Source organism: Maribacter thermophilus (assembly GCF_001020565.1).
GTDB classification, from domain to species: domain Bacteria; phylum Bacteroidota; class Bacteroidia; order Flavobacteriales; family Flavobacteriaceae; genus Maribacter; species Maribacter thermophilus.
The window spans coordinates 1,978,269-1,998,687 of sequence record NZ_LDAS01000001.1; the positions used below are offsets into that span (position 1 = coordinate 1,978,269).

Below are 20,419 nucleotides of genomic sequence, written 5' to 3' on the forward strand. Positions count from 1 at the left end.
ACAAAGATCTAGATGACACAATGCACAAGAGGCGCCAAGTATTTGACGCCTCTTTAGGACTAATTAAAAAATAAAAACTGCCCTGTTACTTTTAAAACAGGAAAACAGAATCTGCATACGGTGAAGGATGCTACTTCACATAAGCGTCGTCATGTACATTGGCTACCGCCCTACCAGATGGATCGTTCATATTCTTGAACGCTTCGTCCCATTCCAAAGCTATCTTAGTGCTACATGCCACTGAAGGTTCTTGCGGAACACACAATGCTGCGGCATCTGAAGGAAAATGTTGTTCAAATATAGAGCGATAATAAAATTCTTCTTTGGTTGTCGGTGTTTGCAACGGAAACCTAAATTTGGCATTGGCCAATTGCTCATCGGTCACTTCTTCCTCTACCAACTCTTTTAACGTATCTATCCAACTATAGCCCACACCATCGGAAAATTGTTCTTTTTGCCTCCATGCCACACTTTCTGGCAACATATCCTCAAAAGCCTTACGAACCACCCATTTTTCCATTCTTTCTCCATTGATCATTTTATCCTTGGGGTTGATCCTCATGGCAACATCCATAAACTCTTTGTCCAAAAACGGCACACGACCTTCTATTCCCCATGCCGCCAAAGACTTGTTCGCCCTTAAACAGTCGTACATATGCAACTTATCGAGTTTACGCACGGTTTCTTCATGAAAATCTTTTGGACTTGGTGCTTTGTGAAAGTATAGGTACCCTCCAAAAAGCTCATCGGCCCCTTCTCCAGACAATACCATTTTAATTCCCATAGATTTAATGACCCTTGCCATTAAATACATTGGCGTAGATGCACGGATCGTAGTAATATCGTACGTCTCTAAGTTATAAATCACATCCCTTATGGCATCCAGACCTTCTTGAATAGTGAATTTGATCTCATGGTGTACCGTACCAATATGGTCGGCAACTTTTTGTGCGGCCGCCAAATCGGGCGAACCTTCCAAGCCTACAGAGAAAGAATGCAATTGTGGCCACCAAGCATCTTTGGTATCACCGGACTCAATTCTCTTTTGGGCATATTTTTTTGCTATGGCAGAGGTAACGGAAGAATCTAAACCTCCCGATAAAAGAACACCATAAGGCACATCTGACATTAATTGACGGTGCACTGCAGCTTCCAATGCCTCTTTAACCTCTTGAATACTCGTCTCATTTTCCTTTACGGCGTCATACTCCATCCAATCCCGGGTATACCATCTTTTCAACTCACCATCTGAACTATGCAAATAATGCCCTGGGGGAAACAGCTCTATTTTTGTACATGTACCTTCCAAAGCCTTTAGCTCAGATGCGACATAAAAGGTTCCGTTTTGGTCCCATCCCATATATAATGGAATAATGCCCATATGATCCCTTGCAACAAAATATTCGTCCTTCGCGGCATCGTAAATGGTAAAACCAAAAATACCGTTCATCTCATCCAAAAAGTCGACACCCTTTTCTTGGTATAGCGCCAAAATTACTTCACAGTCAGATTCTGTTTTAAAATCATATGTACCCTCAAACTGTTTGCGTAACTCTCTATGATTATATATTTCACCGTTTGCCGCCAACACCAAATTTCCTTCAGTGTTCAATAAAGGTTGTTTACCCGACGCCGGGTCAACTATAGCCAAACGCTCATGAGCCAAAATGGCCTTTTCATCGGCGTATATTCCACTCCAATCCGGTCCCCTATGTCTTATTTTTTTAGACATTTCCAGCAATTGAGGTCTTAATACTTCTGTACTTTCCTTGACATCAAATGCACATACGATTCCACACATAATTTTATATTTATATCAATTTTAATACAAATATGCATTTATAGTTTCATATATAAAACACAAATACACTTTATGATTTCAATTAATAACAAAAATTTGAATTTTAAGTAATAACCGAAATTTTTTTGTGTGTTTTTTAAAAATTATCGAGCATTCTGTAAGGGTTAAAAAATTTAACGACTTTTTATCAAAATAAACTGGGCTAACTACTTAGCTTTGGAACACTTTAAACTAAAATCGATTTATGAAAAATTTACTTGCACTTACCATCTTATTTACAGCATTGACCGTTACTACGAACGTAAATGCGCAAAAATTTTCGGGTCTTGACAAAAGCCCTATGGATATGGCCTCTTATCCTACAGATTACAAAATATCGGACAAGGTAGTTCGTGTAATCTATGGCCGCCCACAACTTAAAAACCGTTCTTTGGCAGAACTTGCCCCCGTTGGCCAAGTGTGGAGAACAGGAGCCAACGAAGCACCTGAAATCACTTTTTACAAGGATGTTAATTTTGGCGGCGAAGACATTAAAGCTGGCACCTATGCCATGTTCACCATTCCTGGAAAAGAAAAATGGACCGTTATACTTAACAAGAATCTGAACCAATGGGGTTCTTATTTTTACGAAGAAGATGCAGATGTAGTACGTGTAACCGTACCAAGTGGATCCGATAGTTCTTCTTTGGAAGAATTTTCCATTGCCTTTAAAGAGATAGATGGTGGTACAGAAATGGTAATGGGCTGGGACAAAACAAGAGTTGCAGTTCCTATTACTTTTTAACTACCAACGATATTTTTATATGAAGACCCCGGCCTAGGCCGGGGTTTTTTATTTAACGCACTTCGCCGTTTACAAATGTCTGTTGCGCCTTGATCTTAGGAATCTCTTCTAAAGGCACTTTCATCATATCTTTATCGTAAATGGTAAAATCTGCATATTTACCAACTTCAATACTACCTTTCTCATCCTCTTCAAAATTAGAATATGCCGCCCAAATAGTCATTCCTTTCAAAGCTTCCTCTCGACTGAGCACATCGTCCATTTGAAAGCCCCCCTCGGGAAAACCTTTGGTATCCTTTCTTGCTACCGCTGCGTAAAAAGTAAGGAACGGACTTACTTGCTCTACGGGAAAATCGGTTCCCAAAGCCACGATACCGGCCTTGTTCAACAAGGTCTTGTAGGCATAAGCATCCTTTACCCTTTCTTCGCCCAATCTATCGGCGGCCCAATACATATCACTTGTTGCATGGGTGGGTTGTACAGACGGGATAATACCTTCTTCAAAATAATCAAAATCGGGATGATCTATGACTTGCGCATGTTCCACTTTCCATCTTCTATCGGGCTTGTTTTGTAGCACATCGTGGTAAACACGTAAAACGACCGCATTGGCAGAATCTCCAATGGCATGTGTATTCATTTGATACTCCGATTCGGCCAGTTTTTGCGCCAAGGCCATAATTTCCGAAATCGGTGTTACCATAGCTCCATAATGGTCCGCTTTATCCGAGTAAGGTTCTTTTAACGCAGCCCCTCTGGATCCAAGGGCTCCATCTCCATAAACCTTTATAGACCGTACGTTTAATTTTTCTGTTTTTATAGGCCCCTTTTCAATAAAGTAATCTACGTCTTCCGGGTTATTGCTTACCATGGCGTATATACGTATGGACAATTCACCTGCCTGCTGCAAGCTATCGATCAGCTCTATGGTCTCACGATCTATTCCGGCATCGTTTACAGTGGTCAACCCATGGTTTAAACAGATACGTTCGGCCAATTTTAGGGCGGCAATTTTTTCCTCTTTGGTCGGCACGGGTATTATTTTATCTATTAAAGACATCGGATTATCTACCAAAACACCCGTAATACCATTAATTTTCCCTCCCCATTGCTTAACAATCTCTCCTCCATCAACCGTTGTTTTCCAATCTATACCCGCCATATCCAGTGCTTTCTGGTTTACCAAATAGGCATGACCGTCTATACGTTGTAAAACTACAGGGGTATTGGGAAACAAAGAATCCAATTCGTATTTGGTAGGAAACTCTTTTACTTCCCAATCGTTCTGATCCCATCCTCTACCTGTAATAAATTGTTTTGGGGTAGTGGCCTGAAAATCTATAACCCTTTGCAAGACCTCATCAAAACTTTTGGTACCTACCAAATCTACCTCTTGCTGGTTGAGCCCTAGACCGTAGAAGTGACAATGGGCATCTATCAACCCCGGGGTAATAGCTCTTTTGTCCGCATCTATTATTTGATCTGCGGTATAGGTGCTTCTTATATCATCGGTGGTACCAACCGCCAAAAACTTACCGTCCTTGACCGCAAATGCTTCCGCTGTCGAGAAATTTTCATCTACCGTATACACCGTAGCATTTATAACGATCAAATCTGCCTCTTCTTTAAAAAGCTCACAACTGCACAATAAAATAAGGGATAAAAAAAGTAATTTTTTCAAAACAATACATTTTAGTTTAAACACAATGATCTTGGGAAACTAATTATTTTTCTAGAGGGTTCTTGTACTTCTATTTGGGGGGTAACTTTCTATTTCCTTCTATTTTTAAAGGCCCTTGAGAAGTATAAACCTCTCCTTTTATAAGGTTTCCATCTACCTTCAACTCAACCAAGACACGCTCTACACCTTCTATATTCATGCCGAATTTGATGGTATTACCATCCACTTCCACATCTTGCCCGGTTAAAGTTCCGTTCTTTAATTGTACCGAAACGGTATACATTCCTTTTTCTTTTTCCTCTATGTAAAGCACACCGTTACTATACTCTGGATCCGCATTAGAAACGGTATAGACCCATACACCCACTGGGCCTTGCCCTAACTGCGTAAAATTATCGATAAAACAAAATGCTTCAATTTCTACTGACGCACGAATATTAAAAATCGGCAAGAACAGTATTAGTGCACATACAATTTTTACAAGATTCTTTTTCATAACAATGGTTAGCTTTGTCGTACAAGATAGAAAAATACGGAATATACAATGTTCCAAAACTTTGATATTCGCAACATTGCACTTCATTAAACAGCTGGTTCTTACATAAAAAAAGAAGTAGCCGTACAAAGCTTTACCTCTGTTCTTTATTGACCGACGGAAAAATATAAATCCTTTATTTTTTTGATTTATGATTTTTCTTTTCCTTGATTCTTACATAGATCAATTTATTTCTTCCTTTAGAATCTTCCCTTCTATCGATTTCAAAATTGGGGATAGAATTGATCAAAGGCGTTAATTTCTGGAACCCGTAATTACGTGCATCGAAATTCGGTTGTTTCTTTTGCAAGAGGCTACCTACATCGCCCAAAAATGCCCATCCGTCATCATCGGCAACATCTTCGATGGTAGTAGCTATAAATTTTATATCCTTTGGGGTTATCTTGTCTACTTGGTTCTTGGCATTACCAACATTAGCATTATTACTCGTGGTTTCCTCTTCTGATTGGCTTTTTAAGATCTCTATATATATAAACTTATCGCAGGCCACAATAAACGGATTGGGGGTTTTGCGCTCCCCAATACCAAATACCTGCATACCCGCCTCACGTAGCCTTGTTGCCAAACGTGTAAAGTCGCTATCACTGCTCACAAGACAAAAGCCATTTACCTTACCTGAATACAAAATATCCATAGCATCAATGATCATTGCCGAGTCGGTAGCGTTCTTACCTTGTGTATATCCGTATTGCTGAATAGGGGTTATGGCATTTTCCAATAACACATTCTTCCATTTGCCCAATCTCGGATTGGTCCAATCGCCATAAATACGTTTTATTGTCGGATTGCCGTACTTTGCAATCTCCTCCATCATTTCTTTTACATACGCGGATGGAATATTATCTCCATCTATCAATACCGCTAAATTTAAGTCCATTACATCTTTTTTGTAAAGGTAGCCTGTTTCTATTTTTTAAATATACTTAATCCTTTTATTATCTAAAACCCCTATTTTACCTCCCCTGATATTATTGGGGATTATCGGCTTTAATGGCGCCTATGGCCAAAAACAACAAGAAGACCAATCCTATATACCCTACCAACCTATACGAACCGAAGGTTGACAAACAGAAACTAAAGACACTTGGGGCCAATGCGCTTGCCAATATCAAAAAACTCATGATCTTCCCTGTAATACTGCCCAAATGTCTTCTACCATAAAAACGGGGCCAGGCTACGGCGTTCAACACGGCAAAAAAACCTCCCAAAACCCCAAAACCCGTGATAAGCATGGGCACCCCTGCACTCGTGGATAACAACAAAAAACCCAAGGAAGCAGAAAACCCTCCGAGCAACATTAAATACAGGTACAATTTTAATGGCAGGTAATCGCTTAAAAAATTAAAGACCGTAGATACCGTAACGGCCACTACAGAACCAGGAAGAAAAATAGAAATAGCATCTTCTTTAGGAAAACCTTCGCTTTTGAAAACCGAAACCACATGAAAGGTCAGACCTGTTATAAAAAAACTGTTAAAAGCCAATGTAAGTCCGTACATCCAAAATGCCCTAGTACGTTTTGCTTCCTTTAGTGTAAACTGTTTACGAACCTCTTTTTTACTTTTCTCTTTTGAGGAAACCGCTTTTGCCCCATCGGGCAAAAGACCATGCGACTCTGGAGAAATCTTATAAAAAAGAAAAACAAACACACTAAATACCAACAGTCCAATGCCGAGATACTGCCATGTCCGCTGCCATCCATTATTGTCTATCAATGCATTTACCCACAAGGGCGAGGATGAAAAACCAAAAGAAAGGGCCACACTACTAATGGCATTCACCTTGCCCCTATTCTTATCGAACCAAATCATGATTACGTTTCTAGAGGCCATGGTCAAAACCCCCTGCCCAGCAAAACGCAGCATAAAAAACAATAGGGTCATTACAGAAAAAGGAACCACCCAGGTATCAACCGATAACAGTCTTTTTATATAATCGCTCATGTGTGCCGACCATGAGCAAAGAAACAAAGTGATCCCAAGCCCCAAGGCCGCAAAAAAAGCTACATATCTGGCCCCATATCTATCAAACCAAATACCCGCACGCCCTATGACCAAAGAACTAACTATGGTACCTATCATATAGGCATTGCTAAATTGATTTCTAGAAAGACCAAGGGCATCTTTTACCGGATCCGTAAAGACCGACACCCCAATCGTCTGCCCTGGAATACTAAAGTAAATACCTATGGTACCTATTACAAGAATAACGTAACCATAAAAAATAGGACTTTTTGCGGGATCTATAATATGATAACCGGAAGGTTTGGACATTGTGGTATGCGCTAGTTGCAAAAGTACGTTTTAACCAACGGCCCTAAAAAAATAGAGCTTCCATTTTTTCCAAAAGTCTTGATCTTATCTTAAAAATAATAGAAAAACAGGCCTAATACTATATTTGAACAAATGTATTTTGCTCGTTGAGAAAGCTCATTAAGAATCGTTACCTTACCTCTTTCTTTTTAAAAACCAACCGTCTTATGAATACGCCATTTAACTTTACCAGAGCACTGATTATAGTAACCGTCTTATTTACCTGCATTGGCCACGCCCAAGAAACGAAAAGGGAATTTTACGAATTAAAAACCTACCTCATAAAAAATGAAGACCAAGAAAACAGGGTCGACCATTACCTAAAAAATGCCTATTTGCCGGCATTAAAAAGACAAGGCATTAAGAACATAGGTGTTTTTAAGGTACGACCAAACAAGTTTACAAAAGCAGATAAAATATATATACTTATTCCATTTGCCTCTTTAGATCAGTTCGAAAAACTGGAAGCCTCCATTGCCGTGGACAAAGAACACCTCTCTTCCGGCAAAGATTATATAACGGCAAAGTACAATGATCCGCCTTACCAAAGAATAAGTTCTACCTTAATGCGAGCGTTTTCAGGAATGCCCCATATGAGACCCAGCCAAGTATCTACCCCTAGATCCGAACGGGTTTACGAGCTAAGAAGTTATGAATCGCCTACCGAGGCTACTTATAAAAACAAAGTAGCTATGTTTAATGAAGGGGGCGAAGTAGACTTGTTCGAAAGTATTGGTGCCAATGCCGTTTTTTACGCAGAAGTTATTTCCGGTTCACAAATGCCTAATTTAATGTATATGACCACCTATGCCGATATGGCACAGCGAGATGCCTTATGGGAAAAGTTTTTTGCTTCTGAAAAATGGACGGAATTAAAAAATGACGAGCACTATAAAAACAACATGAACAAAGCAGATATCTTTCTTCTGTACCCAACTTCATATTCCGATTATTAAATTAATGTAATTGAGCCCTAATAACGAAGGCCACCCGTCTATTTTCATGTCGCCCTATAGCAGTTTTGTTGGTGGATACAGGTTGCGAACTTCCTAATCCCTCATAAGAAATCCGTTCTTTTGATACTCCTTTATCCATAAGATAAGCAGCTACGGCTCTTGCCCTTTTTTGCGATAGGACAAGATTATAAGCTTCATTGCCTATAGTATCGGTATGCCCCGATATATTAATTTTTAAGTCGGTGTTCACGGTAAGGTACCTCAATATTTCCCCTAACTCGTCCACGGCACTGGGCAATAGGTTATGATCATCAAAAGCGAAAAGTACATTTTTAAATGTATGTTCCTTGTTAAGTTCAAATGTTTTTGCATTAGAAACAGGCTCATCTTCATTGCCCTCCGATGGCGCATACAAAGAAACCATGTCCAAATAATAATAAGATCCTTTTGTACCCGATTTTTTGGTCTTGAACCTTCTAGTTCTTTTATTGTCCTTAAAATTTCCGATAATCATGTAGTTTTCCGTTCCTTTTGCCACAAACTCCATTTCTACCTTGACCCATTCTTTTTCATCTGAATAAAATTCGTCATATTTTATCTCCAGATAATTGGACACATCACCCGACACCTTTGACAGGTGCATCTTAGACAATGTTTTTGTGGTCTGCACCCGAATGGGGTTTTCAGAAAAACAAATACCGAATTCCCTTATGGCAAAATCTGACCGCTCGGCCAAACTTACATAAAAGGAAAGCCTATACACCTCATCCTTTTTTAAAGTGTTCGTAAGTACCCCCTGTAAATACTCCCTATAATCATTAGGAGCATACAAATAGAGGCCTACATAACCTACGCCAAAATCTGCAGGCTGCTCACCATTAAAATTCTTTGGTGTTCCCATTGCCTGGCTACAACCATTAAAATAGTCGGTAGAACCTAGGGTAGGTACAGTCCAGTCCACAAGGTCTTTTTGCAGATTGCCCAACGTCTGCGGGCATTGTATGTAATTTTCAAAACTTGGATTTTTAATAAGGTTCTGCGCATTGCCGATATGGTTCAATAACAAGAACCCAAGAACCAGCAATCGGTTTAAACAACGACCATATATTACAAGGGATGCGCCCATCATCCCTAAAGTAATAAAATATAACCTACGCTATAGCCCTGTAATCACAAAGACCTTAAAAATTAAACTTATAGGTAGCCCCCGCCAGAATCTGAAAGCCTTGTACAGGGTAATTTGCCCAACGTTGGTAGTTGTTATTAGCGATATTGGCGGCCTTTACAAAAATAGACAATTGATTGTCCACCCGGTACCCCACATGTGCATTGGCATCAAAGTAGCCGTCCAAGGTAATCATGGTAGCAGGAAATTCGGAAGGTGTAACACCCACTTCCGCTACCGAAGAAAAATCGTCCCTTTCTCCCACATAGAACAAATTGGCACCCGCATACCACTTTTCACCGATCTGGTAATCCATAAACAGCGAACCTGTTAGGTTAGGCAAGTTCCACGCAGGGTTATCGGTCTCCGTATTATAGTCATAGACGGCAGCATTTACCCCCAAGGTAAAGTTTCTGTTCACATCCACATTGAGCTCACCAAATACACCAATGGTCTTTATATCATCATAAAAAACATCAAAGGAGTTGCCATAATAATATCCCTTTTCATCGTCCCTGAAATTGTTCTGCGGATTCAAGGTAAACAAGGGACTATTGTTTTCTGCCGTGTAAGAACCTTTTATATTATAACTAAGGTTTGGCAACAACTGCCCCTTTAACCCTATATAGGCATTGTATTGGCTATCTGTAGGAGCAATGCTCAAAGTTGGGGAGACATACGTATTTTCCTCTACAAAATCATAATAGGAATTTTGGCGCAACTCGCCTTCTATACCACCATAAGCGATCACAGTTTCATCCATAACCCTATAAGATGCCGTTACTGCCGGATAGATATAAAAGTTACTTTCACTATTCTCCAGATCCATTCCGTACACAATATTTACACCTAGGTTCAACGACAGGTCATCTCTTAACATTACTAAACTTGGATTTATACCTACCTGCAAATTGCTGTATTTTATTCCTTGATCATTTGTGGTACTATTAACACTGGCGTTCTCAAAATCGCCGCCCACATAATCTACCTTCGCTTTTATTCCAAGAACCTCATCGTTCAAAGGTAATTCGAGTGCCGTGTTTAAAACAGCCCTATTTTCCCCGGATTTTACTGCGTCCCAAAACCTTCTATATTTAAGGTCGGCCCTTTTAAAGAAAGACTCCTCTACATTAATGTGACCACCCACTTCGGCCATATAGTAATTTTGACGTTCGTCAATAGAGTTCACGGTAGTCTCATCGTACACGCCCTCTGGAAGTCCATACCAATTGTACAGTTGATGCTGTAGACCGACCGCGGCACCCCAGCTAAGGTCTCTATCTTGTTTACTATATGATGCATCCAATTTTGTATCCGAAAAAATATTGTCCAGCTCAACACCATCAATATCGCCTCTTGAAGAATTGTGGTTAAAACCAATGTCCAGATTTTCGTCCCTATCCAGTTCTCTAGTGGTATAAAACTTGGCCGTGGTATTCCCATAATTACCTAGACCTGCAGACGCATAGGAATTGAACAACTCTGGTGGTGGAATTCTTTCTACCTTAGATGCCGTTCCTTTTGAAGGAGTAAAGGTAGAGGCTACCGGTACCGAGAAAATATTATAGGTAATCTTCTTTTTTTTCAATACGATAGAGTCGTTAAGATTGGGCAACGATTTAATTTTAAAGGCATCGGAAACCGTAGGTGTATATGCCTTTGTAACGGTAACGGTTTCTGTTCCCAGATCTTCCTTTTCTTCTTGTGCGACCACAAATTGTGCACTTATGAGAAACGCTCCTAACGTTAATACTAATTTTATGTTTTTGTACATACGTGTTCTATTACTATGGTACATTAATTTTAATTTGGATCTACTGAAGAGTTGCTTTCCGATTCTTTTGATTTGATAATGGCCAACTCACCTTTTGCCTCTGCCACTATTTCAGGATATTGCTCAAAATTGGCGATAACACTGTCTAATATATAGGTAGCCTGATAGGCGTCTCCCAAAGCGTAGAAGTTCTTCGCCATGAGTACCAAACCTTTACCTCCCCATTTTTTATAAGTAGCGTAGTCTTTTGCCAATTTTTGCACAGAAATATTGGAAGACTCAAAATCCCCTTCCTTGTTCTTAAAGTAGGCATCGTAGTAAAGTGCCTCCGCCGCGGTGGCCCCGGAGGCAATGCCCAATACTTTGGCATAGGCCGATTTGGCCTTTGATTCGTCGCCCGTGGCAATAGCAGACCTTGCGATCATAATCTGCGCATCACTTTTTATACGATCGTCTATATTCGAAGTAGCCAATACCTTATCGGCATACTCCAGCGTTTTCGAATAATTCTTTTGCCCGTAATAGCCTTTCATTAAATTGGACTGCGCAAAAGTTCTGTTTTGTTGAATATTCGCCTGATCTTCCAACTTTAACAAATAGGGCAACGCGGTGTCATAATCCTGTTTTCCTATATACACTTCACAAACCCTGGTCAATGCCTGTTCGGCATATTCGCTCGTGGTTCTATCCGCTACGTATTTATAATATGGCAAGGCGGCATCTTTATCACCTTTTCCGAAATAAAGCTGGGCCAGACTAAAGTTCGCATCAAGAGCATGAAGTCCGTTCGGAAACTCTGCAATGTAGTTTTTATACCCTTTGATGGCGGCTTCGGTCTTGCCTTCCATATTTTGTTTTTGGGCAGATTCAAAATTGGCGTTGTCCAATTCCGTATCCGTCACCTGTACAAAATCAAGGTCTTTTACCCAATCGGCATATTCGTTTACACGGCCAAGGTCTACATATACCAGTTTTGCCGTTGCCACTGCCTGTATAGCCTCTTGTGTTTTTGGAAAATCCCTTACGACCGTTTTAAACTTGGCCAATGCAGCATCATTTCTACTGGCATTGTAATGTACAAGCCCTTGACGCATCAAGGCCTGGGGCACCAAAGAGCTACCCCTGTATTCGTTTATCAATCTATCATAAGCCTGTAAACCTTTATTTTCCTGTCCCAGAGAAATATAGGTATTACCCAGTTCAAACAGGGCATCGTCCTTAAAACTAGATCTAGAGTACTGTGATACAAAATTCTCCAAGCTTTCTATCTTACTATCCGATTTACCTACAAAACCATAACTCATCGCCTTTTGGTAAGAAGCATAGTCCTTCTCCGGTCCGGTAAGTGCCAATGCCTTATTATAGGTTTCTATGGCCGGCCAGTACTTACTGGTCGCAAAATAACTGTCGCCCAATCTTAAATAACCATCGTGCAGTTTTTCTACCTCAACATTGCCAGAGTTGGTAAAAGCACTAAAATAGGTAATGGCATTGCTGTAATCTTTTTGTTTAAAATAGGCATATGCCAAATCATAATCCACATCTTTGGACTCTGCCAAAGAAGGGGCTACGGCACTCTGCTTAAAGGCCTTGAATCCGGCCACCGCTTCATCGAACCTGTTCAGCAGATAATCGGCTTCCGCCTTCCAATAACTGGCCTTTGCCTTAAAGGTCTCGTTCACGGCACTGTTCAACGATTTCGCTAAATTCTCGGAAGCACCGTCATAATCGGTCTCCATAAAAAGTTCTATCCCCCTATAGTAGGCCACTTTTTGATACGTTTCTTTACTGGCGTAGTTCTTATTCTTTTCCAAGAGCTCCATGGCGCCCGCAAAATTTTTGGAAGTGATATAAGAATCCACCAATAAAGTTTGCATTTCCTCTTGATGTTCGTCATTTGGATACGCATCCAAATAATTGGTGATCACCTGTGGTACCGGTTCGTATGCGTTTCCTACTTCATAACTTAAACGAGCATAGTTTAAGAAAGCGTCTTTTTGAATTTCGGCATTAAAATCCATTTGCGAGGCATTTCTAAAAGCGTTCAGCGCCTCTTGTTTTTTATCTTGCTTAAGGTAACATTCGGCCAAGTGATAGTATGCGTTTTGCGAAACACTGTTTGTACCCCCTATAATTTTATTGAACTGGGCTATGGCATTTGCGTAATCTTCCTGTTTGTAATAACAGTATCCCAATTGGTAATAATCGGTATTGTTCCATTTTCCCCTTTTACCTTTGTATTCCTTTAAATAAGGGATGGCATTGTCATACTGCTTTAAATTAAAATAGCTCTCCCCTATAATCTTGTTCAGCTCAGAAACTTCCGTTCTGTTGGATTTGGGCAATTGCTTTTTTGCCAAAGCTATGGCCTCCTCGAATTTCCCCAGTTTAAAGTTCATATCGGCCTGGTAATAGCTCAACTTTTCCTCTAAAACATTTTGATCGGTTATTTGGTCAAAACGTTCATTGGCCGCATCATAATCATCTTCTTGGTATGCAATGTACCCCAGATAGTATTTTGCCTGCGACCCATATACCGGTGAGGTGGTCACCTTTTCTAAATAGCGTTCCGCTTCCTTTGTTTTTTTAGAGGCAAAGAGCGAGTAACCATAATTAAAATTAAACTTGTCCATCTCACCACGAGACAGTGCACTTTGGTCCACTTTGTTGTACCACTTTAGGGCATATGGATATTTACCTGTTTCAAAATAATACTCGGCAACATCGGCATAGGCCGAATTACGCTTGGTGGACGTCGGATATTTCTCCACAAAGTCTTCCATAAGCCGATCGGCCCCTCGTTGGTTCAATCGCACTGCGGCATTCGCTGCATAGTAAGCACTATTTGCTGCTATTTCCTCATTTTTTGTGCTGGATTTAACCTTATTAAAGATTGTTTGTGCTGCTTGGTACTGCTCATTATTGTACAGTGCAAGCGCATCTTGAAAGTCTTTTTGTTCGTGTGTATAAATTTTGGATTCTTGAGCAATGCCTATACAGACTACCCCCATTAACATGGGTAAAAAAGCGGTGATTTTTTTATACATAGCGTTCTCTGACTATTTTTTAATTACCGTAGTATTACAACATCATAACGGCAAATATTGTACCTAAGTATGTAAATTGCGACTACAAAAGAAAAGAATTTAATAAACGTTTCCTTGTTATCGGAAGGAACTTATTACTTTTATATCAACAAATACACTATGCAAGAGACAGTTTTAGAATTAAAGGACGCTTCCATTTTTCAGAAAGAAAGCCTGGTACTCAGCGATGTAACCATACAAGTCACCAAAGGTGAGTTTGTTTACCTTATCGGCAAGACGGGAAGTGGAAAAAGTAGCTTTATGAAAACTTTGTATGGTGACCTACCCTTAAAAAAAGGAGAAGGCCATATTGTGGATTTTAATTTAAAGACACTCAAAGAAAACGACATTCCGTTCTTACGAAGAAAACTAGGAATCGTGTTTCAAGACTTTAAGTTATTACCTGATAGAAACATTAACGAAAACATGCTGTTTGTCCTAAAAGCGACCGGGTGGAAGGACCAATCAAAAATGGATGCCCAAGTCTTGGAAGTTCTGGAAAAAGTGGGCATGAAAACAAAAGGATTTAAGTTTCCCCATGAATTGTCGGGCGGTGAACAACAAAGAATTGCCATTGCTCGCGCTTTATTGAACGATCCCGAACTGATCTTGGCAGATGAGCCGACCGGTAATCTAGACCCGCAAACCAGTGTAGAGGTAATGAAAGTACTGCAAGAAATAAACAAATCTGGCAGAACCATATTAATGGCCACACACGACTACGCATTAATATTGAAGTACCCTTCAAAAACCATTAAATGCGATGCCAATCGCGTTTTTGAAGTCGTACAAAGAGCCGTATAAGCTACCGTTTACGGGCAAAAGGAAAAGTCTCTTCTTTTCGTTTTCAAATCTGAAACCCCTATGAAAAATATTGAAAAAGAACGTTTGGCCCAACACCATAATGAAGAAAAAGATTGGCTAAAATGGGGGCCATACCTCAGCGAACGCCAATGGGGCACCGTACGTGAAGACTATAGTGCACATGGTGACGCATGGAACTATTTTCCGCACGACCATGCCAGAAGTAGGGCCTATAGATGGGGAGAAGATGGTATAGCAGGTATCTCTGACCGGTACTGTAACGTATGTTTTAACATTGCGCTTTGGAACGGCAAAGACCCTATTCTAAAAGAGCGCCTTTTTGGGTTAACGGGCCCTCAGGGAAACCATGGGGAGGATGTAAAGGAATTGTATTATTACCTAGAGAATACGCCTACCCATTCGTACATGAAACACTTGTACAAATACCCACAAAACAAATTTCCGTACAATGAGTTGGTAGACGAAAATGGCAAACGCAATAGACACGATCTTGAATACGAAATATTGGATACAGGTGTTTTTGACAATGATGCCTATTTTGATGTATTTACCGAATACGCCAAAGCCGATGATAACGACCTATTGATTCAGGTTACCATAACCAACAGAAACAAAACTGCGGCGGACATTCACTTGTTGCCTACCCTGACCATGAGAAATCATTGGACATTTAAAGACATGTCCAAAAAACCCGTTATCAAGAAAAAAATAAAGGACAATGGCCCGTATGTACAAATAGACCATCCTTATACGGGTTACTACAATTTATATTTTCAAGATGCCGACCATCTATTATTTACCGAAAACGAAACCAATAGGGAAACGGTCTATAACCAAAAAAACAAACACCCCTTTAAGAAAGACCTATTTCATAAAGCGGTCATCTCCGGCGATTATACCTTGGCTACACAAAACGACCAAGGCACCAAATTTGCCCCACTCTACAAAAGAAAACTAAAGGGCGGTGAATCTATTTCTATAAAATTGCGCTTATCGGAACTGGATCTAACAAATGCTTTTGGAGCTGAATTTGATAAAACACTACTAGACCGCCAGCAAGAATGCGCTCTTTTTTATAACCATATTGCCCCAAAAGCCACCCCTGAACAACGTAAAATTTTAACCCAGGCCTTTGCCGGTCTTCTTTGGAGCAAACAGTATTACAATTATGAGGTGGAAAGATGGCTGAAAGGAGATTCTAAAACATCGGTACCACCCAAAGAACGCTTAACGGGCAGAAATAGTAGCTGGAAAACCCTTCGCAACCATGATGTTCTATTAATGCCCGATAAATGGGAATACCCTTGGTACGCTGCATGGGACTCCGCCTTTCATTGCGCTTCTTTTGCATTGATAGACCCCGATTTCGCCAAAGACCAATTGTTATTGTTCACCAAAGAATGGTACATGGCCCCCAACGGACAAATACCGGCCTATGAGTGGAATTTTAGCGATGTAAACCCTCCGGTACAGGCATGGGCCGCCCTACAAATATTTAAGACGGACCGTAAAAAAAATGGCAAGGGAGATATTACGTTTTTAAAACGTATGTTCAACAAACTGTCCTTGAACTTTACTTGGTGGGTAAACCGTTTGGACCGCCATCAAAACAATGTTTTTCAGGGTGGATTCTTGGGCTTGGACAACATTGGGGTCTTTGACCGTAGCCATGGTGTACCCGGTGGCGGTACTTTAGAGCAGGTAGATGGTACCGCCTGGATGGCCCTCTATTGTTTGAACATGCTAGAAATGAGCTTGGAAATTGCCAGTGAGGATGGCTCGTATGAAGACATGGCGACCAAATATTTTGGCCATTTTGTCTTTATTGCCGAGGCCCTCAACAAAATGGATTCTGACAAGGTAAACACATGGGACAATGCAGAAGGCTTCTTCTACGACCGGTTGGTCATGGAAGACGGTAGATCTACCACCATTAAAGTTAGATCTATTGTGGGCATGTTATCCATTGCCGCTGTTCTAAACCTAAAGAGTAGCACCCTTAACAAATTTCCAAAATTTAAGGCCAGCGTACTTTGGTTCAAGAAATACAGAATGGAGAATTTAAAATATGTAGTGATACAAGAATACTCCGATGGTGAAGACCTACTACTTTCACTGGTACCCAAAGACCGCATGCGACCCTTGTTAAAAAGTCTTTTGGACGAGAAAGAATTTTTAAGTCCGTATGGAATTCGCTCTTTGTCAAAAATACATGAAACACCCTATCAAATTAAAATAGACGGTGTAGATTATTCCATTAATTACGAACCGGCCGAATCTACCGTTTCGTTGTTCGGTGGCAACTCTAATTGGCGAGGCCCCGTGTGGATGCCCATGAACTATCTTTTTATAAAGGCGCTACAAGAGTATTATGAATATAGCAATGGCAACATGACCGTAGAATACCCCACCGGTACCGACAACCAGTTGAATTTAATGCAAGTGAGCAAAGAGCTCAGTAAGCGTCTTATAAAATTGTTTGACCTGGACGAACATGGAAACAGGCCCATAAACAGGTTGTACGAGAAGTATTATCAAAATCCCCATTTTAAGGACCTGATTTTATTCTATGAGTATTTTCATGGTGAAAACGGGCGTGGATTGGGAGCATCACATCAGACGGGATGGACCGCTTTGGTAGCCAACCTTATAGAAGAAGTCTCCTAGGCCGAAAATAGAATTGACCATCCTCTCTTCTTAGTCCATTTCCATGATTATATTGGCAATAAGGGCCGTCCAGCCTGTTTGGTGCGATGCACCTAGGCCTTTGCCATGGTCTCCGTCAAAAAATTCGTAAAAAAGATGTTGGTCCTTAAAATGCCTGTCAGTAGCAAAAAGTGTGTCCTCGGTATCAGCATGGTACTGAAACCTTCCATCTTTATTTCTTTCAAAAAGTTTTATCAATCTTTTGCTTAACTCATTGGCAATTTCCTTGAGGTTTAATTTATTACCAGATCCCGTGGGAAACTCATAGGTATAGGTATCCCCGTAAAAAGTATAATATTTTCGTAACGATTGAATGATCATATAATTTAAAGGGATCCAAATAGGTCCACGCCAATTAGAGTTGCCCCCGAACATGCTAGACCGGCTTTCACCAGATTCATATTGTATTTGATGATGCCCGTGATGTTTAAATACAAACGGATGCTCTTCGTGGTATTTGGACAATGAACGTATTCCATAATCGGAAAGAAATTCATCTTCATCCAACATACGCCTCAACAAACGCTCTAACCTAAATCCGCGCATAATGGAAAAAAGGTAATTGCCCTCTTCGTTCGTTTCCTCTATATTGGATATCAAAGAAGCAAGATCAGGTCTTGTTCTAACAATATCGGCCGCCCGTTGCCTAAAGTCCTTCAATTCCTCGAACAGATCTTTATGAAGAATCTCAACGGCGAACAAAGGAATAATGCCTACCAAAGACCTCACCTTTAAACGATTTGTAATTCCGCTGGACATTTCGACCACGTCGTAATAAAAATTATCATCGTCGTCCCAAAGCGATATATCTTTTTTGCCAATGTGGTGCATGGCCCAAGCTATATTCAAAAAATGTCTAAAAAACTTGGCCACATTCTCTTCATATACTTTGTTGGTATCCGCCAATTCTAAAGACATTCGTAACATGTTTAGCGTAAACATGGCCATCCAACTGGTGGCATCCGCCTGTTGCATCCTGTTTATGCCCGGCGGCATATGGTTACGATCAAAGACCCCAATATTGTCCAGCCCTAAAAAACCGCCTTCGAACAGATCTGTTCCGCTTTTGTCTTTCTGATTTACCCACCACGTAAAATTGATCAATAATTTGTGGAAAGATTTTTCTAAAAACGAGGTATCACCAACTCCCGTACGCTGTTTATCCTTCTCATAAACATTCCAAACCGCCCAAGAATGAACAGGAGGATTTACATCGCTAAAATTCCACTCATAGGCCGGTATTTGCCCATTGGGATGCATATAGCTCTCTTCAAGCACCAATAACAATTGTTCTTTGGCAAAATAAGGGTCTATTTCTACAAAAGAGACCATATGAAAAGCAAGGTCCCATGCAGCATACCAAGGGTATTCCCATTTATCGGGCATAGAGATCACATGTCGGTTTGTCAAATGTTGCCAACTATAGTTTCTGGCATCCGTACGATAAGGTTTTGGTTCTCCCGGTCCTCCAAAAAGCCATTTAAACACATCGTAGTAGTAAAATTGCTTTGTCCATAATAACCCTGAAAAAGCCTTTTTAGCCACTTCTTTATGGGCCTCCGACAATTTCTTTTTAGACAAAATATCTTCATAAAATTCTTCGCATTCCTTGATCCTGTTTTCAAAAATCGCATCGAATTCTTCCCATGGCTCGTTTAACTTTTTCTTACTGAGTCGAATTTTTACCGATTTCTCTTCCCCGGGCTTAACACGTAACTTGTACCAAACGGCAAATTTTGAACCGTTCTTATCCGGGTTTACCGTAGCCTCGCCATTTACCACATGGTTATTGATACCATCTTTTACAAATGGTACTTCATTGGGTACATTATAGATTCGTTTATTATTCGTCTCATTTTCACAAAATAGTTGCTCTCCCTTTTGGTGATATAGATAATACCTGCCGTTTCTTACACTTCTAGACTGTACACAGTCATCTGAAACACTTTTTATATTGGGGCGATCAAACCGTTTGTTGTGTTTCCAGAAATTACGGAACCACAAATGTGGAAGAACATGGATCGTAGCGGTTTTCGACCCTCTGTTCGCAACGGTAACCTTCATTAGCACATCATCAACATCTGCCTTTGCATACTCTATAAAACAATCAAAATAAGCATTGTTCTTAAAAGCCTTGGTATCCAGTATCTCATATTCCGGTTCATTTCTGCCACGGGCCCTATTTTTTCTGACCAGATCTGCATAAGGAAATTTTTTCTGGGGATACTTGTACAAATACTTTGCATAGGAATGTGTGGGTGTGGACACTTGGTGAAAATATAGTTCTTTAACATCTTCCCCGTGATTTCCCTCATTATTGGTTAGTCCGAACAAACGCTCTTTTAGAATGGGGTCTTTGCCGTTCCAAAAGGCAGGGGCCAGACAAAGAATTTCCCTAGAATCACAAAAACCACCAATACCTTCCTCTCCCCACCTATAGGCATTGCTCCGCGCCTTATCATGGTCTACAAACCCCCATGCATTTCCGTCTTGACTATAATCTTCACGAACGGTACCCCACTGCCTTTCGGCAAGATAAGCTCCCCATCTTTTCCAATTTCTATAGGTATCCCGAACGGCCAAACGCTGTTCTTCAGCATTTTTATGCGACATATATTTTAATACTGTTTATTGAAAATAAATTGTTCTACCCATGTGCCATATTCTCTGTCACATCCTTTAAAAGCCCCTCTTTATGGGTAAGAACTAAATTTAAAAATAGTACTTATTCGTACAATCGAAGAAGGTGAAGAATACAATTGCCGTATTGATA

Annotated in this window: 13 protein-coding genes; 4 read left to right on the plus strand and 9 right to left on the minus strand. The window is 40.4% G+C overall.

Features of this window, described 5'->3' with window-relative positions; all coding sequences use genetic code 11:
- Positions 1-130: 130 nt before the first annotated feature.
- Positions 131-1,801: an asparagine synthase B gene (asnB, locus tag AB657_RS08570; protein ID WP_047246114.1), complete on the minus strand. Its 1,671-nt coding sequence runs from the start codon at positions 1,799-1,801 to the stop codon at positions 131-133.
- Positions 1,802-2,045: 244 nt separating this feature from the next.
- Between asnB and AB657_RS08575 the strand changes: the two genes are divergently transcribed.
- The gene (locus AB657_RS08575) at positions 2,046-2,585 is read left to right on the plus strand and encodes a DUF2911 domain-containing protein (protein ID WP_047246115.1); all 540 of its coding nucleotides are present in this window, start codon (positions 2,046-2,048) and stop codon (positions 2,583-2,585) included.
- A gap of 52 nt (positions 2,586-2,637) precedes the next feature.
- On the opposite strand, the gene AB657_RS08580 is transcribed toward AB657_RS08575, so the two are convergent.
- The 4 genes from AB657_RS08580 to AB657_RS08595 all read right to left on the minus strand — a co-directional run bounded on the left by AB657_RS08580 (position 2,638) and on the right by AB657_RS08595 (position 7,116).
- Positions 2,638-4,266 carry an amidohydrolase gene (locus tag AB657_RS08580; RefSeq protein ID WP_047246116.1) on the minus strand — a complete coding sequence of 543 codons (1,629 nt, stop codon included), beginning with the start codon at positions 4,264-4,266 and terminating at the stop codon, positions 2,638-2,640.
- A 70-nt stretch (positions 4,267-4,336) separates the two neighbouring features.
- Entirely contained in the window at positions 4,337-4,762 is a 426-nt protein-coding gene (locus tag AB657_RS08585) for a hypothetical protein (RefSeq protein ID WP_047246117.1), read from the minus strand.
- 175 nt (positions 4,763-4,937) lie between these two features.
- Positions 4,938-5,699 (minus strand): NYN domain-containing protein, encoded by a 762-nt coding sequence (locus AB657_RS08590; RefSeq protein ID WP_047246118.1) that lies wholly within the window; start codon positions 5,697-5,699, stop codon positions 4,938-4,940.
- Between the two features lie 91 nt (positions 5,700-5,790).
- Positions 5,791-7,116, minus strand: coding sequence for an MFS transporter (locus AB657_RS08595; protein ID WP_232304865.1), 1,326 nt, complete (start codon positions 7,114-7,116; stop codon positions 5,791-5,793).
- Positions 7,117-7,301: 185 nt separating this feature from the next.
- Here AB657_RS08595 and AB657_RS08600 point away from each other — a divergent pair, with 185 nt between their 5' ends.
- The gene (locus AB657_RS08600) at positions 7,302-8,090 is read left to right on the plus strand and encodes an NIPSNAP family protein (protein WP_047246120.1); all 789 of its coding nucleotides are present in this window, start codon (positions 7,302-7,304) and stop codon (positions 8,088-8,090) included.
- Between the two features lies 1 nt (position 8,091).
- Here AB657_RS08600 and AB657_RS08605 read toward each other — a convergent pair whose 3' ends face one another.
- From AB657_RS08605 to AB657_RS08615, 3 genes are read right to left on the minus strand one after another with little or no spacing between them, the layout of a single operon-like run.
- Complete coding sequence (locus tag AB657_RS08605) at positions 8,092-9,219, minus strand: OmpA family protein (RefSeq protein WP_232304866.1); 1,128 nt, start codon at positions 9,217-9,219, stop codon at positions 8,092-8,094.
- Between the two features lie 52 nt (positions 9,220-9,271).
- Positions 9,272-11,029 (minus strand): TonB-dependent receptor, encoded by a 1,758-nt coding sequence (locus AB657_RS08610; protein ID WP_047246121.1) that lies wholly within the window; start codon positions 11,027-11,029, stop codon positions 9,272-9,274.
- A gap of 29 nt (positions 11,030-11,058) precedes the next feature.
- Positions 11,059-14,076 (minus strand): tetratricopeptide repeat protein, encoded by a 3,018-nt coding sequence (locus tag AB657_RS08615; protein ID WP_047246122.1) that lies wholly within the window; start codon positions 14,074-14,076, stop codon positions 11,059-11,061.
- A 159-nt stretch (positions 14,077-14,235) separates the two neighbouring features.
- On the opposite strand from AB657_RS08615, the gene AB657_RS08620 reads away from it, so the two are divergent.
- The gene (locus tag AB657_RS08620) at positions 14,236-14,919 is read left to right on the plus strand and encodes a cell division ATP-binding protein FtsE (protein ID WP_047246123.1); all 684 of its coding nucleotides are present in this window, start codon (positions 14,236-14,238) and stop codon (positions 14,917-14,919) included.
- Between the two features lie 60 nt (positions 14,920-14,979).
- Positions 14,980-17,607, plus strand: a complete 2,628-nt coding sequence (locus tag AB657_RS08625) for an MGH1-like glycoside hydrolase domain-containing protein (protein ID WP_047246124.1) — start codon at positions 14,980-14,982, stop codon at positions 17,605-17,607.
- 30 nt (positions 17,608-17,637) lie between these two features.
- Here the strand turns inward: AB657_RS08625 and AB657_RS08630 are convergent, their stop codons facing one another.
- Entirely contained in the window at positions 17,638-20,259 is a 2,622-nt protein-coding gene (locus AB657_RS08630; RefSeq protein ID WP_047246125.1) for an MGH1-like glycoside hydrolase domain-containing protein, read from the minus strand.
- Between the last annotated feature and the right edge of the window lie 160 nt (positions 20,260-20,419).

Bases quoted from the DNA above. Each gene is read 5' to 3' on its own strand.
- AB657_RS08605 (WP_232304866.1), bottom strand. From the start codon at position 9,219: ATGATGGGCGCATCCCTTGTAATATATGGTCGTTGTTTAAACCGATTG.
- AB657_RS08585 (WP_047246117.1), bottom strand. From the start codon at position 4,762: ATGAAAAAGAATCTTGTAAAAATTGTATGTGCACTAATACTGTTCTTG.
- AB657_RS08625 (WP_047246124.1), top strand. From the start codon at position 14,980: ATGAAAAATATTGAAAAAGAACGTTTGGCCCAACACCATAATGAAGAA.
- AB657_RS08630 (WP_047246125.1), bottom strand. From the start codon at position 20,259: ATGTCGCATAAAAATGCTGAAGAACAGCGTTTGGCCGTTCGGGATACC.
- AB657_RS08610 (WP_047246121.1), bottom strand. From the start codon at position 11,029: ATGTACAAAAACATAAAATTAGTATTAACGTTAGGAGCGTTTCTCATA.
- AB657_RS08575 (WP_047246115.1), top strand. From the start codon at position 2,046: ATGAAAAATTTACTTGCACTTACCATCTTATTTACAGCATTGACCGTT.
- asnB (WP_047246114.1), bottom strand. From the start codon at position 1,801: ATGTGTGGAATCGTATGTGCATTTGATGTCAAGGAAAGTACAGAAGTA.
- AB657_RS08620 (WP_047246123.1), top strand. From the start codon at position 14,236: ATGCAAGAGACAGTTTTAGAATTAAAGGACGCTTCCATTTTTCAGAAA.
- AB657_RS08590 (WP_047246118.1), bottom strand. From the start codon at position 5,699: ATGGACTTAAATTTAGCGGTATTGATAGATGGAGATAATATTCCATCC.
- AB657_RS08600 (WP_047246120.1), top strand. From the start codon at position 7,302: ATGAATACGCCATTTAACTTTACCAGAGCACTGATTATAGTAACCGTC.
- AB657_RS08615 (WP_047246122.1), bottom strand. From the start codon at position 14,076: ATGTATAAAAAAATCACCGCTTTTTTACCCATGTTAATGGGGGTAGTC.